14 protein-coding genes are annotated in these 15,921 nt (G+C 64.4%); 10 read left to right on the top strand and 4 right to left on the bottom strand.

Features of this window, described 5'->3' with window-relative positions:
- The first annotated feature begins 1 nt into the window (after position 1).
- From GGR36_RS08880 to GGR36_RS08855, 6 genes are all read left to right on the top strand, one after another.
- Entirely contained in the window at positions 2-769 is a 768-nt protein-coding gene (locus tag GGR36_RS08880; RefSeq protein WP_183634242.1) for a hypothetical protein, read from the top strand.
- A gap of 197 nt (positions 770-966) precedes the next feature.
- Complete coding sequence (locus GGR36_RS08875; RefSeq protein WP_183634241.1) at positions 967-1,956, top strand: sulfate ABC transporter substrate-binding protein; 990 nt, start codon at positions 967-969, stop codon at positions 1,954-1,956.
- Positions 1,957-1,999: 43 nt separating this feature from the next.
- Entirely contained in the window at positions 2,000-2,884 is an 885-nt protein-coding gene (gene cysT / locus GGR36_RS08870; protein ID WP_183634240.1) for a sulfate ABC transporter permease subunit CysT, read from the top strand.
- A complete protein-coding gene (gene cysW / locus GGR36_RS08865) occupies positions 2,881-3,753 on the top strand; it encodes a sulfate ABC transporter permease subunit CysW (protein WP_183634239.1) in 873 nt (290 codons plus the stop codon). Before cysT ends, cysW begins: the two co-directional genes overlap by 4 nt.
- 31 nt (positions 3,754-3,784) lie before the next feature.
- A complete protein-coding gene (locus GGR36_RS08860; RefSeq protein ID WP_183634238.1) occupies positions 3,785-4,846 on the top strand; it encodes a sulfate/molybdate ABC transporter ATP-binding protein in 1,062 nt (353 codons plus the stop codon).
- A 434-nt stretch (positions 4,847-5,280) separates the two neighbouring features.
- Positions 5,281-6,324, top strand: a complete 1,044-nt coding sequence (locus GGR36_RS08855) for an SGNH/GDSL hydrolase family protein (RefSeq protein WP_183634237.1) — start codon at positions 5,281-5,283, stop codon at positions 6,322-6,324.
- Here GGR36_RS08855 and GGR36_RS08850 read toward each other — a convergent pair.
- Positions 6,303-7,400: a PA0069 family radical SAM protein gene (locus GGR36_RS08850; protein ID WP_183634236.1), complete on the bottom strand. Its 1,098-nt coding sequence runs from the start codon at positions 7,398-7,400 to the stop codon at positions 6,303-6,305. The two genes, GGR36_RS08855 and GGR36_RS08850, sit on opposite strands and share 22 nt — an antisense overlap.
- Before the next feature lie 111 nt (positions 7,401-7,511).
- Between GGR36_RS08850 and aroG the strand changes: the two genes are divergently transcribed.
- Positions 7,512-8,594, top strand: coding sequence for a 3-deoxy-7-phosphoheptulonate synthase AroG (gene aroG / locus GGR36_RS08845; RefSeq protein WP_183634955.1), 1,083 nt, complete (start codon positions 7,512-7,514; stop codon positions 8,592-8,594).
- A gap of 67 nt (positions 8,595-8,661) precedes the next feature.
- On the opposite strand, the gene GGR36_RS08840 is transcribed toward aroG, so the two are convergent.
- Genes GGR36_RS08840 through moaC form a run of 3 tightly spaced genes read right to left on the bottom strand, consistent with a single transcriptional unit; the run spans position 8,662 to position 11,187 of the window.
- The gene (locus GGR36_RS08840) at positions 8,662-9,114 is read right to left on the bottom strand and encodes a SixA phosphatase family protein (RefSeq protein ID WP_183634954.1); all 453 of its coding nucleotides are present in this window, start codon (positions 9,112-9,114) and stop codon (positions 8,662-8,664) included.
- A 14-nt stretch (positions 9,115-9,128) separates the two neighbouring features.
- Complete coding sequence (locus GGR36_RS08835; protein ID WP_183634235.1) at positions 9,129-10,640, bottom strand: CYTH and CHAD domain-containing protein; 1,512 nt, start codon at positions 10,638-10,640, stop codon at positions 9,129-9,131.
- Positions 10,641-10,695: 55 nt separating this feature from the next.
- Positions 10,696-11,187 (bottom strand): cyclic pyranopterin monophosphate synthase MoaC, encoded by a 492-nt coding sequence (gene moaC / locus GGR36_RS08830; protein WP_183634234.1) that lies wholly within the window; start codon positions 11,185-11,187, stop codon positions 10,696-10,698.
- Between the two features lie 97 nt (positions 11,188-11,284).
- Between moaC and GGR36_RS08825 the strand changes: the two genes are divergently transcribed.
- The 3 genes from GGR36_RS08825 to GGR36_RS08815 all read left to right on the top strand — a co-directional run bounded on the left by GGR36_RS08825 (position 11,285) and on the right by GGR36_RS08815 (position 15,891).
- Positions 11,285-12,718 (top strand): M48 family metalloprotease, encoded by a 1,434-nt coding sequence (locus tag GGR36_RS08825; RefSeq protein WP_183634233.1) that lies wholly within the window; start codon positions 11,285-11,287, stop codon positions 12,716-12,718.
- Positions 12,719-12,779: 61 nt separating this feature from the next.
- Positions 12,780-13,010: a sulfurtransferase TusA family protein gene (locus tag GGR36_RS08820; RefSeq protein ID WP_183634232.1), complete on the top strand. Its 231-nt coding sequence runs from the start codon at positions 12,780-12,782 to the stop codon at positions 13,008-13,010.
- Between the two features lie 82 nt (positions 13,011-13,092).
- The gene (locus GGR36_RS08815) at positions 13,093-15,891 is read left to right on the top strand and encodes a M16 family metallopeptidase (RefSeq protein ID WP_242533064.1); all 2,799 of its coding nucleotides are present in this window, start codon (positions 13,093-13,095) and stop codon (positions 15,889-15,891) included.
- Positions 15,892-15,921: the final 30 nt, after the last annotated feature.

Below are 15,921 nucleotides of genomic sequence, written 5' to 3'. Positions count from 1 at the left end.
GATGAAGCCGATCCTGCGACGTGACTTCATGCTGCTTGGCGCCTCGGCGCTTTGCTGCGCGCCGCTGTGGGCCGCAAACAAGAAGCCCCCTGCGCCGTCCTTGTCGGTGCTGAATCAGGCCGGTCAGTTCGCGATGCACACCGAACGCATCGGCAAGTACTGGATCCAGATCGGGGTCGGGATCGACGTCGATCGCGCCCGTCTCCACATGCAGGATTCGATCCAGGCCTTCGAGCGGCTTGTCGCGCTGCTCGTGCGCAGTGTGCGCGGCGAACAGATGCTGCTGATCGAGCAGCGGGCGCGCGTGTTTCGCATGGCCTGGGCGGTGAAACCCGCGCCCGAGGGCGTGCGCCGCATCAGCTCGCTGGGGCAGGATCTGGCAGATCTGGGGATGAAGTTGTTCGCGCAGCTGGCGCAGTCGCAACCGGTCGAGGGCACGCGGCGCCTGTCGGACGCCAACGAGGCCCGCATGCTGACGCAGCGCATGGCGCGGCTGGCGCTGACGCGGCAGTGGGGCATGGCCGCGCCCGACGTGTCACTGGTCATCGAGCAACAGCGCAAGGCATTTGCTGCGCGGCTTGAAGCGCTCAATTCGGACGCAGGCCTGCCCGAGAACGCCCGCGCGGATCTGCAGTTGGCGCGGCAGCAGTGGGTATTTGTGGACCAGGCGCTGGCGACCAAGGAAGACCTGAAGGCGGCGACGCAGGCGGCAAACCTCGCCGAGCGCGAGCGCGAACTGCTCGACAGCCTTTGCCTGCATCTTGTCTAGGCCGGCGCCCGGCTGCGCGATCCGGCGTCGCCAGAACGCGCGTGAGCGCGGTCGGCGCGAGAGGTGGCGTGGGCGCGCAACGCGCTCGACCCGTCTGTCTTATGCAAAAAACCTCTTTTGAAATACGAATTTATTGATTTTCGGTTCTAAGCGTCTCGGCGAGAATCTCGGCTTTGCTTTGCACGAGATCCAGACTCATGAAACGGATTCTGTTCGCCACCGCCCTTGCACTCGTATCGCTCGCCGCGCAGGCGCAAGTCTCGCTGCTGAACGTTTCGTACGACGTGGCGCGTGATTTCTACAAGGACTACAACCCGCTGTTTGCCGCCGCGTGGAAGACGAAAACGGGCGAGACGCTGGACCTGAAACAGTCGCACGCCGGATCGACCAAGCAGGTGCGAGCGGTGGCCGACGGCCTCGAAGCCGATGTGGTGACGATGAACCAGGCGACCGACATCCAGTTCCTGGCCGACAAGGGGCTGGTCTCTGCGGATTGGGCCAAGAAGTTTCCGAACAATGCGTCGCCCTATACCTCGACGATGGTGTTCATCGTCCGCAAGGGCAATCCGAAACAGATCCGCAACTGGCCGGATCTGGCAAAGAGCGGCATCAGCGTGATCCTGCCGCACCCGAAGAACACCGGAAACGGTCGCTACAGCTACCTCGCCGCATGGGGCTGGGCGCAGCGCCAGCCGGGGGCGACCGAAGCGAGCGCCAAGGGCTTTGTGGCAGCGATGCTACGCAACGCACCGCTATTCGCATCTGGCGGTCGTGATGCGACGACGACATTCATGCAGCGCAAGATGGGCGACGTGCTGATCACCTTTGAATCGGAAGCCGAACTCATCGCGCGTGAATTCGGACGTGGCGAATTCGAAGTGGTGTACCCGAGCGAGTCGATCCTCGCCGAATTCCCGGTCGCTGTGATCGAGAAAACGGTGGACAAGCGCAACACGCGCAAGCAGGCGCAGGCCTATCTCGAATACCTGTGGTCACCCGCCGGGCAGGAGAACGCCGCCCAGAACTACCTGCGCCCGCGCGATGCCGCCGTGCTGAAGAAATACGCCGCACAGTTTCCGGCCATCAAGACCTTTACCGTGGATGAGGTCTTCGGCGGGTGGAGCAAGGCCTCGGCCACCCATTTCAAGGACGGCGGCAGCTTCGATCAGCTGTACGTGAACAAGTAACCGCATCGGGTCGCGTGGCGAACGCGTGACCCTTGAGCTTCTCATGACGCGCACACCCGCTCACAACGTACTGCCGGGCTTTCGCCTGTCGCTCGGCTATGCGATCACCTATCTCTCGCTGCTGGTGCTGATCCCGCTCGGCGCGCTGGTCGCCAAGAGCAGCGCGCTGTCCCTGCCCGACTTCTGGGCGGTGGCGACCGCAGACCGCGCGCTGGCCGCGTACCGGGTGACCTTCGGCACCTCGCTGGTGGCGGCACTGGTCAATGCGGTGTTCGGCCTCATCGTGGCCTGGGTGTTGGTGCGTTATCCCTTCCCCGGCAAGCGTGTCGTCGATGCGCTGGTGGATCTGCCATTCGCGCTGCCGACCGCGGTTGCCGGCATCACGCTCACCACGCTCTACGCGAGCAACGGCTGGCTCGGTCGCCTGATCGAGCCCCTCGGTGTGAAGATTGCCTTTACCCCGCTTGGCATCATGGTCGCACTGACGTTTGTGACGCTGCCCTTTGTGGTGCGCACGCTGCAGCCGGTGATCGAAGACATCGAGCCGGAAGTGGAAGAGGCGGCGGCCACGCTCGGCGCAAGTCGCGCGCAGACGCTGTGGCGGGTGATCCTGCCGCAACTCTTTCCCGCCTGGCTGACCGGCTTCGCGCTGGCGTTCTCGCGCGCGATCGGCGAGTACGGGTCGGTGATCTTCATCGCGGGGAACATGCCGATGGTGTCCGAGATCACGCCGCTGCTGATCATCTCGAAACTGGAGCAGTACGATCTGGTCGGGGCCACGGTGCTGGCGGTTGTGATGCTGGTGATCTCCTTCGTGCTCTTGCTGTCGATCAACGTGTTGCAGTGGTGGGCGGCAAACCGGCACACCGGTCGCACGCCGGTCGAGGCGGCCGCGCCGGGCGCACGACTTGAAGGGGCCTCGGCATGAGTCGCCGCATCGCCACCACCGAATCACGCCGGGTGCGCTGGCTGCTGTGTGGCCTTGCGTTCGCCTTCCTGTTCCTGTTTCTTGCGTTGCCGCTTGCGGCGGTGTTCAGCGAGGCGCTCGCCAAAGGGTGGGCGTTGTACGTCGAAGCCTTGAAGGAGCCAGACACCCTGAAGGCCGCATCGCTCACGCTCGCGATCGCGCTGCTGGTCTTGCCGCTCAACGTGGCTTTTGGCGTCGCTGCCGCCTGGGCCATCGCCAAGTTCGACTTCCGCGGCAAGAGCCTGCTGACGACCTTGATCGATCTGCCATTCGCGGTCAGTCCAGTGGTGGCCGGCCTGCTGTTCATCCTGATCTTCGGTGCGCAGGGCTGGTTCGGGCCGTGGCTCGCCGCGCATGACATCAAGATCATCTTTGCTGTGCCGGGCATGGTCATCGCGACCCTGTTCATCACCGTGCCTTACATCGCCCGCGAGCTGATCCCGCTGATGCAGGCGCAGGGGCGTGACGAGGAAGAGGCAGCCGTGTCGCTTGGCGCCTCCGGCTGGCAGATGTTCTGGCGCGTGACGCTGCCCAACATCAAGTGGGGTCTGCTGTACGGCGTGATCCTCGCCAACGCGCGGGCGATGGGCGAGTTCGGTGCGGTGAGCGTGGTGTCCGGCCACATCCGCGGCGAGACCAACACGCTGCCATTGCATGTCGAGATTCTCTACAACGAGTACAACGCGATCGGGGCGTTCGCCGCCGCGAGCATCCTTGCCTTGCTGGCGCTCGTCACCCTTGTGGCCAAGACTTTTGTCGAGTGGCGTATGCGACGTGAAACAGAGGTGTTGTCGGCGGCGCTGCCGCCGGAGCGGACGGGTACGCTTTGATCGACCGGGAACGAAACAGCGAGAACAAGCAATGAGTATCGGCATTCGCAATATCGGCAAACGCTTCGGCAGCTTTGTCGCGCTCGACAACATTTCGCTCGAGATCCCCACCGGCGAACTGGTGGCGCTGCTGGGGCCCTCGGGCTGCGGCAAGACGACGCTCTTGCGCATCATCGCCGGCATGGAAGTCGCCGATTCGGGGCAGATCACCTTCTCGGGTGAAGAGGCGACCCACCTGCACACGCGCGACCGCCAGGTTGGCTTCGTGTTCCAGCACTACGCGCTGTTCCGCCACATGACGGTGTTCGAGAACGTTGCCTTCGGGCTGCGCGTGAAGCCGCGCAGCGAGCGCCCCTCGGAAGCAAAGATTCGCGAGAAGGTGACGGACCTGCTCAAGCTGGTGCAACTCGACTGGCTCGCCGAGCGCTATCCGAGTCAGCTCTCCGGCGGGCAGCGCCAGCGCATCGCACTCGCGCGCGCGCTGGCGGTGGAGCCGCGCGTGCTGCTGCTCGACGAACCCTTCGGTGCCCTCGACACCCAGGTGCGCAAGGAGCTGCGTCGTTGGTTGCGACGCTTGCACGACGAGATGCACATCTCGAGCGTGTTCGTCACGCACGACCAGGAAGAGGCGCTCGAAGTGGCCGACCGCGTCGTCGTCATGAACCAGGGGCGCATCGAACAGGTGGGCTCGCCCGACGAGGTGTACTCCAGCCCGGCCACGCCCTTCGTCTACCAGTTCCTTGGCAACGTCAACGTCTTCCATAGCCGGCTGCACGGGCCTTGGGCGGAGGTGGCGCGCGCGTCGGCCGAAAAGGCGACCGCCTTCGTACGGCCGCACGACATCGAGATCCTGCGCGAAGTCGCGCCCAACGCGCTGGTGGCATCGGTGACGCATGTGCAGGCGATCGGGCCGGTCGTGCGCGTCGAACTGATGCACGAGAGTGAAGTGATCGAAGTGGAACTCTCGCGCGAGCGGCAGCAGCAACTCATGCTCGCCGCGGGCGATCGCGTATGGCTGTTGCCGAAGCAGGTCGCGGTGTTCGAGGGGGCCAACGCGGAACCGCGGATGTGGGTGCCCGACTGGGTCATCTGACGGACCGCATCGCTACCCGGATGGCAAGGGCAGGGTAGCGATGCACGAGCCGCGCATCGCGTTCGATGGGACACAAGGGCGTTGCGCCGGCCGACCGATGGCGATCAGCGTTGAGAGCCTTTTCCGGAGCCCCCTTTTTCGACGCGCGATACAGCGTCCAAACGGCATCCCATCGGTCGCACGAATGTCTGACGGCACTGCTTGCAGCCGGCGCGAACGGTGTGGGTAATTTTCCCTTTCAGGCAGGCTCCGCGTCGTGCGCTTCCTGCCATGACACCCATTTGTCCCCTACCGATAAGCACATCACGGCTGCGCCCAGAAATCGGGCGAGCCCATCTGGACGCATCCGGTACCGAAGCTAGAGTTACCTGAACGGCATGCCTGATCCGGGGCTCGGCCGGGTCGCATCAGCCATCGTTCATGGGAGGCTCGTCATGATTCAGGATAGTCGTTTGTCATTGCGCGTGGCGCGCGCGTTGCTCGCGCTTGTTGTGTCGGTCGTCGGTGCGTCCGCGCCGGTCTTCGCATCGCCGGTCTTCAGTCAGCTCGTCCTCATCGGCGATTCGCTTTCCGATACGGGCAACATGTATGCCGCCACCGGCGGATTCATGCCGAGTGCGCCGTATTACTACGACGGTCGCTACAGCAATGGTCCGGTATCTGCGGACTACCTCGCTGCACGCCTCGGGCTCAGTGGCAGCCAGGTGCATAACTACGCGGTGTCCGGCGCATACACAGGAACCGACAACGCCGTTTTCCATGATCCGCTGTACAAGGATCTTCCGCCGATCGCAGGTGCCGACCTGCCGGGGATGCGCACCCAGCTCGATCGTTACATGGCGACAAACCTGGTCGACGCCAGCGCGCTCTATGTGGTGTGGGGAGGGCCGAACGACTTTGCGGCGCTGATGCGCGACCCGTCGAGCCCGCCGGCCGCTTACACCGCGGCGGTGATCGAGGCGGTCACCAACATCGCGGTGATCACGCAGACGCTGGTGATGTCTGGCGCACAACACGTGCTGGTGGCCAACATGCCCAACCTTGGGCGCACCCCTGGCGCGGTGGCTGCCGGCCCGGCCGCCGTTGGTGCGGCCACTGGTTTGAGCCTTGGTTTCAATGCTGCGCTCAGCGGCGCACTCGACAGTATCGACGCTCTGGCGCCGGGGCGAGTCGACCGCTTTGACACTTTCGGGTTCCTTGAAGGTGTGATTGCCGACGCCGATTCGCTCGGCCTCGCGAACATCAGCGAGGGTTGCCTTGCGACTGCCTGTGCGGTCACGCCGTCCGACTGGTCGAAGTACCTCTTCTGGGATTGGGAGCACCCGACCACCCGGGTGCACGAGATGCTCGCCGACGGGCTGTATACCGCCGCAGTGCCCGAGCCTGGCGTGATTGGCCTTGCCGCGCTGGGCTTCGTCGCGCTATGGCTGCAACGCCGGCGTGTGTGGTCGGCTGGTCAGTCGAACAGGTCCTGCTGAGCCGGATTGTCTCGAGGGGGTTTGAACGCCAGCGTGTTCAGAGGTTTGCGCTGACGGTTGAGCCCCAGCCGCTCGCTTGCACGCAGGAAGCGGGCGGCATACAGATCGGCGAATACGCCATTGCCGCGCATGCGCTGCCCGAAGCGCGAGTCGTAGAGCGCGCCGTCGTGCATCTGCCGCAACACACTCAGCACATGTTTTGCACGACCCGGCACATGCCGTTCGAGCCAGTCGGGAAACAGATCCTTGAGCTCATGCGGCAGCCGTAGCAGAACATAGCCTGCGGTGTCGGCGCCGGATTCTTGTGAAGCGTGCAGCACCGCTTCGAGTTCGTGGTCGTTGAGGGCCGGAATGAGCGGCGCGAACAGAACGCCGACCGGCACGCCAGCTTGATGCAGGGCGCGCATCGCGGCGAGGCGACGCTCCGGCGCTGCTGCGCGCGGCTCCATCGCGCGGGCGAGCGTGCGGTCGAGCGTCGTGACCGAGAACATCACCTGCACCAGATCGTCACGCGCCATGTCGGCAAGCAGATCCAGATCCCTTTCGATCAGCGCGCTCTTGGTGACGATGCTGACCGGGTGGCGGCATTCACACAGGACTTCGAGCAGCTTGCGGGTGAGGCCGAGCTTGCGTTCGACCGGCTGCCAACCGTCCGTGTTGATGCCGAGCGCGATCGGTCTGCAGCGATAGCTGTGTCGCGCGAGTTCGCGTTTGAGCACCGCCGGCGCGTCGGGCTTCCAGAGGATGCGCGTTTCGAAATCGATGCCCGGCGAGAAGCCCAGGTAACTGTGCGTGGGGCGAGCGAAGCAGTAGCTGCAGCCGTGCTCGCAGCCGCGATAAGGGTTGATCGAGCGTTCGAACGGGATGTCGGGGGACTTTGACTCGACGATCACGCTCTTGGCCGTATCGACAATCAGCTCGGTGGGTGGTGCGGCATCGCGCTCCGGCTGCGTCCAGCCATCGTCGAAGGCTTCGCGCGTCATCGACTCGAAACGGCCGTCCGGGCGCGTGGCGGCGCCGCGGCCGCGAAAACCGGAAAGGGGCTGGACGAACGGGTCGAGCTTGCGATCTGTCATGGTGCACCGCGGAGTGTCGCGATGAGTTCAGCTATAATCGTGCGCTTGTCTTGAGATGTGGCGCAAAAAATTGCGCACGCTTTACTGATGCCCCACCTGGAACCGGAAATCATGAACGCTTCAACCCGCCTGCACATCGACGACGTCCGCATCCGTGAAATCAAGGAACTGGTGCCGCCCGCCCATGTGCTGCGTGAGTTTCCGGCCACGCCGCAGGCCGCCCAGACTGCCTATGATGCTCGCAGCGGCATCCACCGCATTCTGCACGGTCAGGACGATCGACTGCTGGTTGTGATCGGGCCGTGTTCGATCCACGACGTCGAGGCCGCCAAAGACTACGCCCGCAAGCTTAAGGCCGAAGCCGACCGCCTGCGCGACGATCTGCTGATCGTGATGCGCGTGTATTTCGAGAAGCCGCGCACCACCGTGGGCTGGAAGGGGCTGATCAACGACCCGATGCTCGACGGCAGCTTCAAGATCAACGAAGGTATCCGCATCGCCCGCGAGCTGCTGTGGGAGATCAACGAGATGGGTCTGCCCTGCGCGACCGAGTTCCTCGACATGATCACCCCGCAGTACATCGCGGACCTGATCTCCTGGGGCGCGATCGGCGCACGCACCACGGAATCGCAGGTGCATCGCGAACTGGCTTCGGGTTTGTCGTGCCCGGTGGGTTTCAAGAACGGCACCGATGGCAACGTCAAGATCGCGGTGGACGCGATCAAGGCGGCGGCGAGCCCGCACCATTTCCTGTCGGTCACCAAGGCCGGCCACTCGGCGATCGTGTCGACCGGCGGCAACGAGGATTGCCACGTGATCCTGCGTGGCGGGAAGACCACCAACTACGACGCTGCGAGCGTGGATGCCGCATGCAAGGAACTGGCTGCTTCCAGCGTTGCGGCCAAGGTGATGGTCGACTTCTCGCACGCCAACAGCAGCAAGAAGTACGAGCGCCAGATCGTTGTGGCGCAGGACGTCGGCGCGCAGATGGCCGCAGGCGAGGAGCGCATCATCGGCGTGATGGTCGAGTCGCACCTCAAGGATGGCCGTCAGGATCTGGTGCCGGGCAAGGCGCTCGAGTACGGCAAGAGCATCACCGACGCCTGCATCGGCTGGGAAGACAGCCTTGGCGTGCTGGAGACGCTGGCCTCTGCGGTGCGCCAGCGCCGTGTGGCGCGGGCGACTTCCGACTGAGTCACGCAGCACGCAGTAAAACGAATGGCGCACCAAGGTGCGCCATTTTTGTTTGCGATCGGCCGATTCAAACCAGTTCGGCGGGGATCACCGCACGCAGTACTGTCTCACGCACGCCGAATCGCTCGCGCACGCGGAACCACCACAGTGCGCCCTTCTTGAAGGAGATATCCGCCCCGGGTTGGCCGAGCAGGGTTGCCGCGACCTGCCCAAGGGTTGGCTGGTGTCCGACAATCAGCACGGCGCCATTGGCGTCCGGCCAACCCGCCGCACTGAGGACGTCTTCGGCCGAGGCGTCGGTGCCGACCTGTGCGCTGATCTCATGCTCGCGCTGGAGGGGGGCGACGGTCTGGCGCGTCCGCGTGGCCGGGCTGACCACCACCCGCAGGTCCTTCGGTGCGTGCTGATCAAGCCAGGCCGCCATGCGCTCGGCCTGGCGTTCGCCACGCGGGCTGAGTGTTCGCGCTGCGTCGGGAAATCCATCCACCGCTTCGGCATGGCGCCACAGCAGAAGATCCAGTCCGCGTTCTTCGCTCATTCGCGCTTTCCTTTCTGCTTCCATGGGGCACGACTGCTCAGCAGGGCCTCCGCATCGACCAGCGCGCGCGCGCGGAGCAGGGCGATGCGCGGTGCGTGCCAGCCAGCGGCAAAGGCGCGTGCCGCTGCAAGCCCCGGGTCGCCGGCAGCGACGTCTGCCAGCAGCACGTTTGCCATCGCGGCATCGTTGATGGCGCCAAGGCATTCCTGCAGGTCGGCAAGTGCGCGACTGTAGGCATACACCCGATCCTGCAGCCACAGTGACGAGAAGAAATCGAGGCCATAGCGCAGGCGCTTGAGCACGATGCGCAGGCGGTGCAACTGGGCGACATCGCCAGCCTCCGCCGCGCTCAGGCAATCCCGTGCGTCGCGCCGCACACGTTGCATCGCGTCATGCGCAAGCGTGTGCAGCGGCACTCCGCTCGTTGTGTCGAGCGCATGCAGGGCGGCGGCGAGATCGAGCTGTGCGCGGCCTCGCCCCGCCCAGGCCTTGCCACTGCGCAGGCTTTCACGTTCGGCATTCCGCCGCGCCTCGACTGCGGCAATCAGGCGGTGGATGTCTTCGCCGGCGCGCCCGTCGCGGGTGATCGGCAAGAGCAGATCCTGCAGCACGACGTCCGCGTTGCGCGCACCTCCGAGTCCGGATGCCAGTTCGGCGAGCCGAGGCCGCCATTCCTTGACCATGGACTTCGGCAATGCGCGCCGGAACAGGGCGAACAGGGTGCGCATGCGTCGCAAGGCGACGCGTGCCTGGTGGATGAATTCCGGGTCGTCGAGGCGTGCGGCGAGCGCCTCGTTGGCTTGCCACATTGCCAGGGTTTCATAGGCAATCTGGCGGAACGCGTCGACTGCGTCCAGCTCGGCGTCGAGCACCAGCGCGCGCGCGCGGCGCGGCGCGGGTTTCAGGTTCTGGTAGAGCTCGTAGCCGCGCTGGGCCTTGCTGGCATCTTCCGGGCACAGAGGCACATCGGCAGCGAGTTGCGTAGCCAGCGCATAGAGTTCGCCCGGATCTCCGGAAACCAGTTCCAGCTCGAGTTCGCACAGCGGCATCGTACGGCCGCCAGCTTCGATCGTGCCGTCATCGATCATCGCAAGGATCACGATGCCGGGCGCCGGTTCGAGACGGCGCGTGACACGCTGGAAGGTGGTGGTAAAGACGGGCGCAAGCCGACTACGGAAACCCTCGAGCTCGTCCCGAACCTGCGGCACGTCTATCTGGGAGAAGTCGAAGCGGTCGCCCGGATAGGGCTGCTCCCATTCCGGCCGACTCGCCAGGCCGCCGAGCGAGGCGGCCGCGCACTTCACCGTCTGCAACCAGCGCTCGCCTTCCTTGCGCAGGCGTACGGCAATCCTGCGTGAGCGCAATTCGAGGCCGGGCGTGTCGAAATAGGTGTTCAGCAGCACATGGTCGCCGCCAACGCCGGGCGCATTTGCGATCAGCGGGTGGGCAAGCAGTTCGGGTAGTGCTTCGCGGGGTAGCGCGAGTTTGAGTTCGATTTCCTGGCTCATGCTCTGCGTGGAGTACTTGGGTTCGAACCGGAATGCGACGTCGGGATGTGGAAATTCAGTCCTGCTGCCAATGGCCCGACTTGCCGCCAAGTTTTTCGACCAAACGGATGTTCTCGATCTGCATGCCCCGATCCACCGCTTTGCACATGTCGTAGATGGTGAGCAGCGCGACCGACGCGGCCGTCAGCGCTTCCATCTCGACGCCGGTACGGCCAACGGTTTCCGCTCGGACTTCGACGTCGACTGCCGAGGCTGATTCGTCCGGATGAAATTCGACGGCGACCCGCGTCAGCGCGATCGGGTGACACAGCGGAATCAGGTCGGAGGTGCGCTTGGACGCCTGAATGCCGGCGATGCGGGCGATGCCCAGCACGTCGCCCTTGGCCGCGTCGCCGCGCAGGATCAGTGCGAGTGTCGCTGCTTGCATCGTGATGCGCCCGCGGACTCGCGCAACGCGGGTCGTTTCGGCCTTGGCGCCGATATCGACCATATGCGCTTCGCCCTGCGCGTTGAAGTGGGTCAGTGGCGAATCGCTCGCGTCATGCATGGTCGGGCCGTATGGGAAGGACAACCGAAACGGGAAGATTTGTTATCTTCTGTAGGTTCGAACGAAGGCGCTTTTGCCGGCCCGCTATCATACCCCCATGAAAAGACGACTGCTGGCGGGCCTTGTGGCCTTTCTCTTCACGCTGCGCGCCTTCGCCGAAGGGCTGCCGGACCTGGGTGACTCGGCGCAGGCGGACCTCTCGCCGCAGATGGAGCGCCAGATCGGCGCCGCGATCATTCGTGAGATCCGCAGTGATGCGCGCTATGTCGATGACCCCGAGATCGAGGATTACCTCGACCGGATCGGCTCGCGGTTGGTGGCAGTAAGTGCGACGCCGAGCCAGCCGTACCACTACTACGTGCTGCAGGACAAATCGATCAACGCCGCCGCAACCCTGGGTGGCGTACTGTACTTCCACACCGGGCTGTTCGTCGCGGCGCAGAGCGAATCGGAACTGGCCTCGGTGATGGCGCATGAAATTTCCCACGTGCAGCAGCGGCACATGGCGCGCATGCTGTCGCAGCAACAGAATCTGGGCTACATGATGATGGCCTCGCTGGTGCTGGCAATTCTTGCGTCGCGTTCGAGCGGCAACGCGGCCGGCGCCACCGTAATGGCCGGGCAGGCGGCGATGGCCAGCGCGCAGTTGGCCTACTCGCGCGATTTTGAACGCGAGGCTGACCGTATCGGGCTGCAAGCACTCGACGCGGCTGGTTTTGACACGCGCGAGATGGTGAGCTTTTTCGAACGTCTTGATCGCGCGACCCGGCTGTTCGACAGCGGTGCCTTTGCATACCTGCGTTCGCACCCGCTGACCACCGAACGTATCAGCGACATCGCGAACCGGGTGCAACAAACGCCTTACCGGCAGGTTGTCGACTCGATCGATTTTTCGCTCGTCAAGGCAAAGATCGAAAGCCTTGAGCAAGTCCCGCAAGACACGCTGTTGCGCTATTCCGGCGAGCCGCCGCAACGCACCAACGCGGCCGCGATCCATTGGTACTCGCGCGCCCGTGCGCACCTGAAACTGAACCAGGTAGCGGATGCGCAGGCAGACCTTGCGGCCCTTCGCCGGATCGGGCTCGAGAGTCCGATGATTGAACTCCTCGATGCCGATGTGGCACGGGCGGCCAGTGCCAATGACGCCGCCGTCAAGACCTTGCGCGCCGCGCGGGTGCGCTTCCCGCAAAGCCGGGCGCTCGTCTATGGCGAAATCGATGCACTGCTTGCTGGCGGGCACCCCAAGGAGGCGGCTGCATCCGCCATGGATCAGTTGCGCTTTGATCTTGCGGACGACCGCATATACAGCCGATTGGCAAAGGCCAACGCTGCGCTGGGCAAACGGCTTGCGCAGCACCGCGCGCAGGCAGAGGTTTATTACCTGCATGGCGCGATCGATTCGGCGATCGAGCAACTGTCGCTCGGGCTACGCGCACGTGACGGTGACCAGTACGAAAAGGCAGCGGCAGAAGCCCGCCTGGCGGAGTTCCAGGATCGCCGGCGCGAGCTGGAGCGGGACAGGCGGCGCTGAAACCGGCGATGATGTTGGGCGCTAGAATGGGCGCCTGAATGGCAACTCTGTGGAGTCGTGGATGAATTTCAATCGCGATCTGGATGTACGGGGTCTTAACTGTCCGTTGCCGATTCTGCGCGCCAAGAAGGCTTTGGCCGAGATGCACAGTGGTGAGGTGCTGCGGGTGGTGGCAACCGATCCGGGGTCAGTGCGCGATTTCCAGGCCTTCTGCAGGCAGACGGGGCACGAGCTGGTATCCAGCGGTGAAAACGCCGCCAGGGAATTCGAGTTCATCATTCGCAGCAAGTAGCTGATTTCAGCGCCATCTCGCGCAGGAACAGCATGGCTTGCCACTGCTGACTGCGCGTTTCCGATCGTTTCCTGGACATCTCATGCCTTTGAATCTCATGCGCAGCCTTGCATTCGCGCTATGCGCCGGGTTGATGGTCGGTTCGCTGTGGGCGGCTGCGCCTGCCGATACGGCATCGACGCAAGCGATCACGGTCGCGGCAAGCGAATCCCTTGCACGGGTTGCCGCAGTCGAAGGCATCACCGAGTACCGCCTTGCGAACGGCTTGCGCGTTCTGCTGGCGCCGGACGAGAGCAAGCCGACGACAACCGTCAACATCACCTATCTGGTCGGCTCTCGCTACGAGCACTATGGCGAAACCGGCATGGCGCACCTGCTCGAACACCTGATGTTCAAGGGCTCCAAGGGCTTTCCCGGCAACACCATCGATGCCGAGTTCAAGCGCCGTGGCATGCAGATGAACGGAACGACCTGGTTCGACCGCACCAACTACTACGAAACCTTCTCGGCTTCCGACGACAACCTCGATTGGGCGCTCCGCATGGAAGCCGATCGCATGGTCAATTCCTTCATTGCGAAGGAGGACCTCGATTCAGAGATGACGGTCGTGCGCAATGAAATGGAATCCGGCGAAAACGACCCGAGCCAGATCCTGTGGGAGAAGATGGCTGCGGCGGCCTACCAGTGGCACAGCTACGGCAAATCGACCATTGGCGCGCGCAGCGACGTCGAGGGCGTGCGCATCGAAAACCTGCAAGCCTTCTACCGCCGCTATTACCAGCCGGATAACGCGGTGCTGACCATTGCCGGCAAGTTCGACGCCGCCCGGACCTTGCAGACGGTGGTGGATACCTTCGGCCGCATTGCGCGCCCGCAGCGCGCGCTCGTGCCGACATGGACGCGGGAGCCCGCGCAGGACGGCGCGCGTGAAGTCACGCTGAGCCGGGTGGGCGATATCCAGATGATCGGCGCGCTGTATCACGTGCCGGCCGGCGCGCACCCCGACACGGCGGCGCTGTCCGTGCTGTCCTTCATTCTTGGCGACGCGCCAAGCGGCCGCCTGCACAAGGCGCTGGTGGAAGGCCACAAGGCGGCGAGCGTCAGCGCCTGGAACTTCGAACTTGCCGAGCCCGGTTACATGACCTTCTTTGCGCAGCTGACAAAACAGCAGTCGCGCGACGAGGCGCGCAAGGTTTTGCTGGATGTCGTCGAAGGGCTCGCGCGCAAACCGGTGACAGCGGCCGAAGTCGAGCGGGCGCGTACCGCGCTGCTGAACGGATTCGAGAAGACGATGAACGATCCGGAGCACTTCGGTGTCGCCTTGTCGGAAGCCATCGCGCTGGGTGACTGGCGCCTGTTCTTTCTGGGGCGGGACCGGATCGAGCAAGTCAGCCTGGCCGATGTGCAGCGTGTGGCACAGACCTATTTCAAGGCCTCCAACCGCACCTTCGGGTTGTTTGTGCCGACCGACAAGCCCGTGCGCGTTGAAGTGCCGGCCACGCCGGATCTGGGTGTCACGCTCACAGGCTACGTCGGCAAGGCTGCGCAGCAAAGCGGCGAGGCTTTTGACCCTGCACCCGACGCGATCGAGGCCCGCGTTTCACGCAGCGTGTTGCCCAACGGCGCAAAGCTCGCGCTGCTGCCCAAGCGTAATCGCGGCCAGACCGTGAATGGCCGGATCGTGCTGGGCATGGGCACCGCGGAGTCCTTGAAGGGACTCGAAACCGTGGCGGACTTCACTGCCGAAATGCTCAGCCGTGGGTCTGTCGGCCGCTCGCGCCAGCAGATCGCCGACGCGCTCGAGGGCCTCAAGGCGCAGCTGGCCATCTCGGCGCAGGACGGTAACGCGGTGGTGATCGACTTCGAGACGCGACGCGACAAGCTCGCGAGTTTCCTTGGTCTGCTCGAGGGCATCCTGCGGCGGCCCGTGTTTTCCGCGAACGAGCTGCGCCAATTGCAGACCGAGACAATCGCAGCCCTCGAAGCGGGGCGGCGTGAGCCACAAGCCATGGCGACGCGCGCAATGGGGCGCTACGAGAATCCCTGGCCGAAGGGCGATGTGCGCTATATCGGCACGCTGGACGAGGAGATTGCGGATACGCGCGCGGTTACGCCCGCTGCGCTGAAGCAATTTCATGCGCGCTTCTACGGCGCCAACCATGCCCGCATCGCGCTGGTTGGCGACTTCGATGCGCCTGCCGCTGCCGAGCAATTGTCGCGCCTCTTTGGACACTGGAGCAGCGCACAGGCCTTCGCCCGCGTGCCGCATCCCTATCGCGAGCGCACGCCCACCGAAATCAGGCTCAATGCGCCGGAAAAGGCCAACGCCTTCCTGATGTCGGGCGCGTCGATACCGCTGCGGGATGACGCGGAAGACTTCCCCGCGGCGGTGCTGGCCACACAGATTCTTGGCGGTGGAAGCGGATTGAAGAGCCGGCTGGCGGATCGCTTGCGCCAGAAGGAGGGGCTCAGCTACGGCGTCGGTGCGATGCTGCAGTCCAGCCCCCATGAGGCCAATGCAGGCCTTGTGATGTACGCAATCTACGCGCCACAATATCTGGACCGTGTGCGTTCGGCGATGGACGAAGAGTTCGCGCTATTCGTCCGCGAAGGGGTGAGCGAAGCGGAATTGCAGGAGGCCCGTGCCGGATTGATGCAGGAGCGACGCCTCGCGCGTACGCGGGATGCGGGGCTTGCCGGGCTGCTCGCGCTGCAGCTGGATCTCGGACGCACAATGGATTTCGAACGCTTGCGCGAGGCGCAGCTCGAATCGGTGACGCTCGAGCAGATCAACCGGGTGATTCGTCATTACTTCGATGCGGGTCGTCTCGTGAAGGTAGTCGCGGGGGACTTTGCGCCGCCTTCGACTACGGCGAAGTGAGGTGTGGCGCGCAGGTCCGCGTTCTGCAAG

It is taken from the genome of Niveibacterium umoris, from assembly GCF_014197015.1.
Taxonomy (GTDB): Bacteria; Pseudomonadota; Gammaproteobacteria; order Burkholderiales; family Rhodocyclaceae; genus Niveibacterium; species Niveibacterium umoris.
Note: the sequence above shows the minus strand (reverse complement) of the source record. Positions and strands in the feature narration are given on the sequence as shown.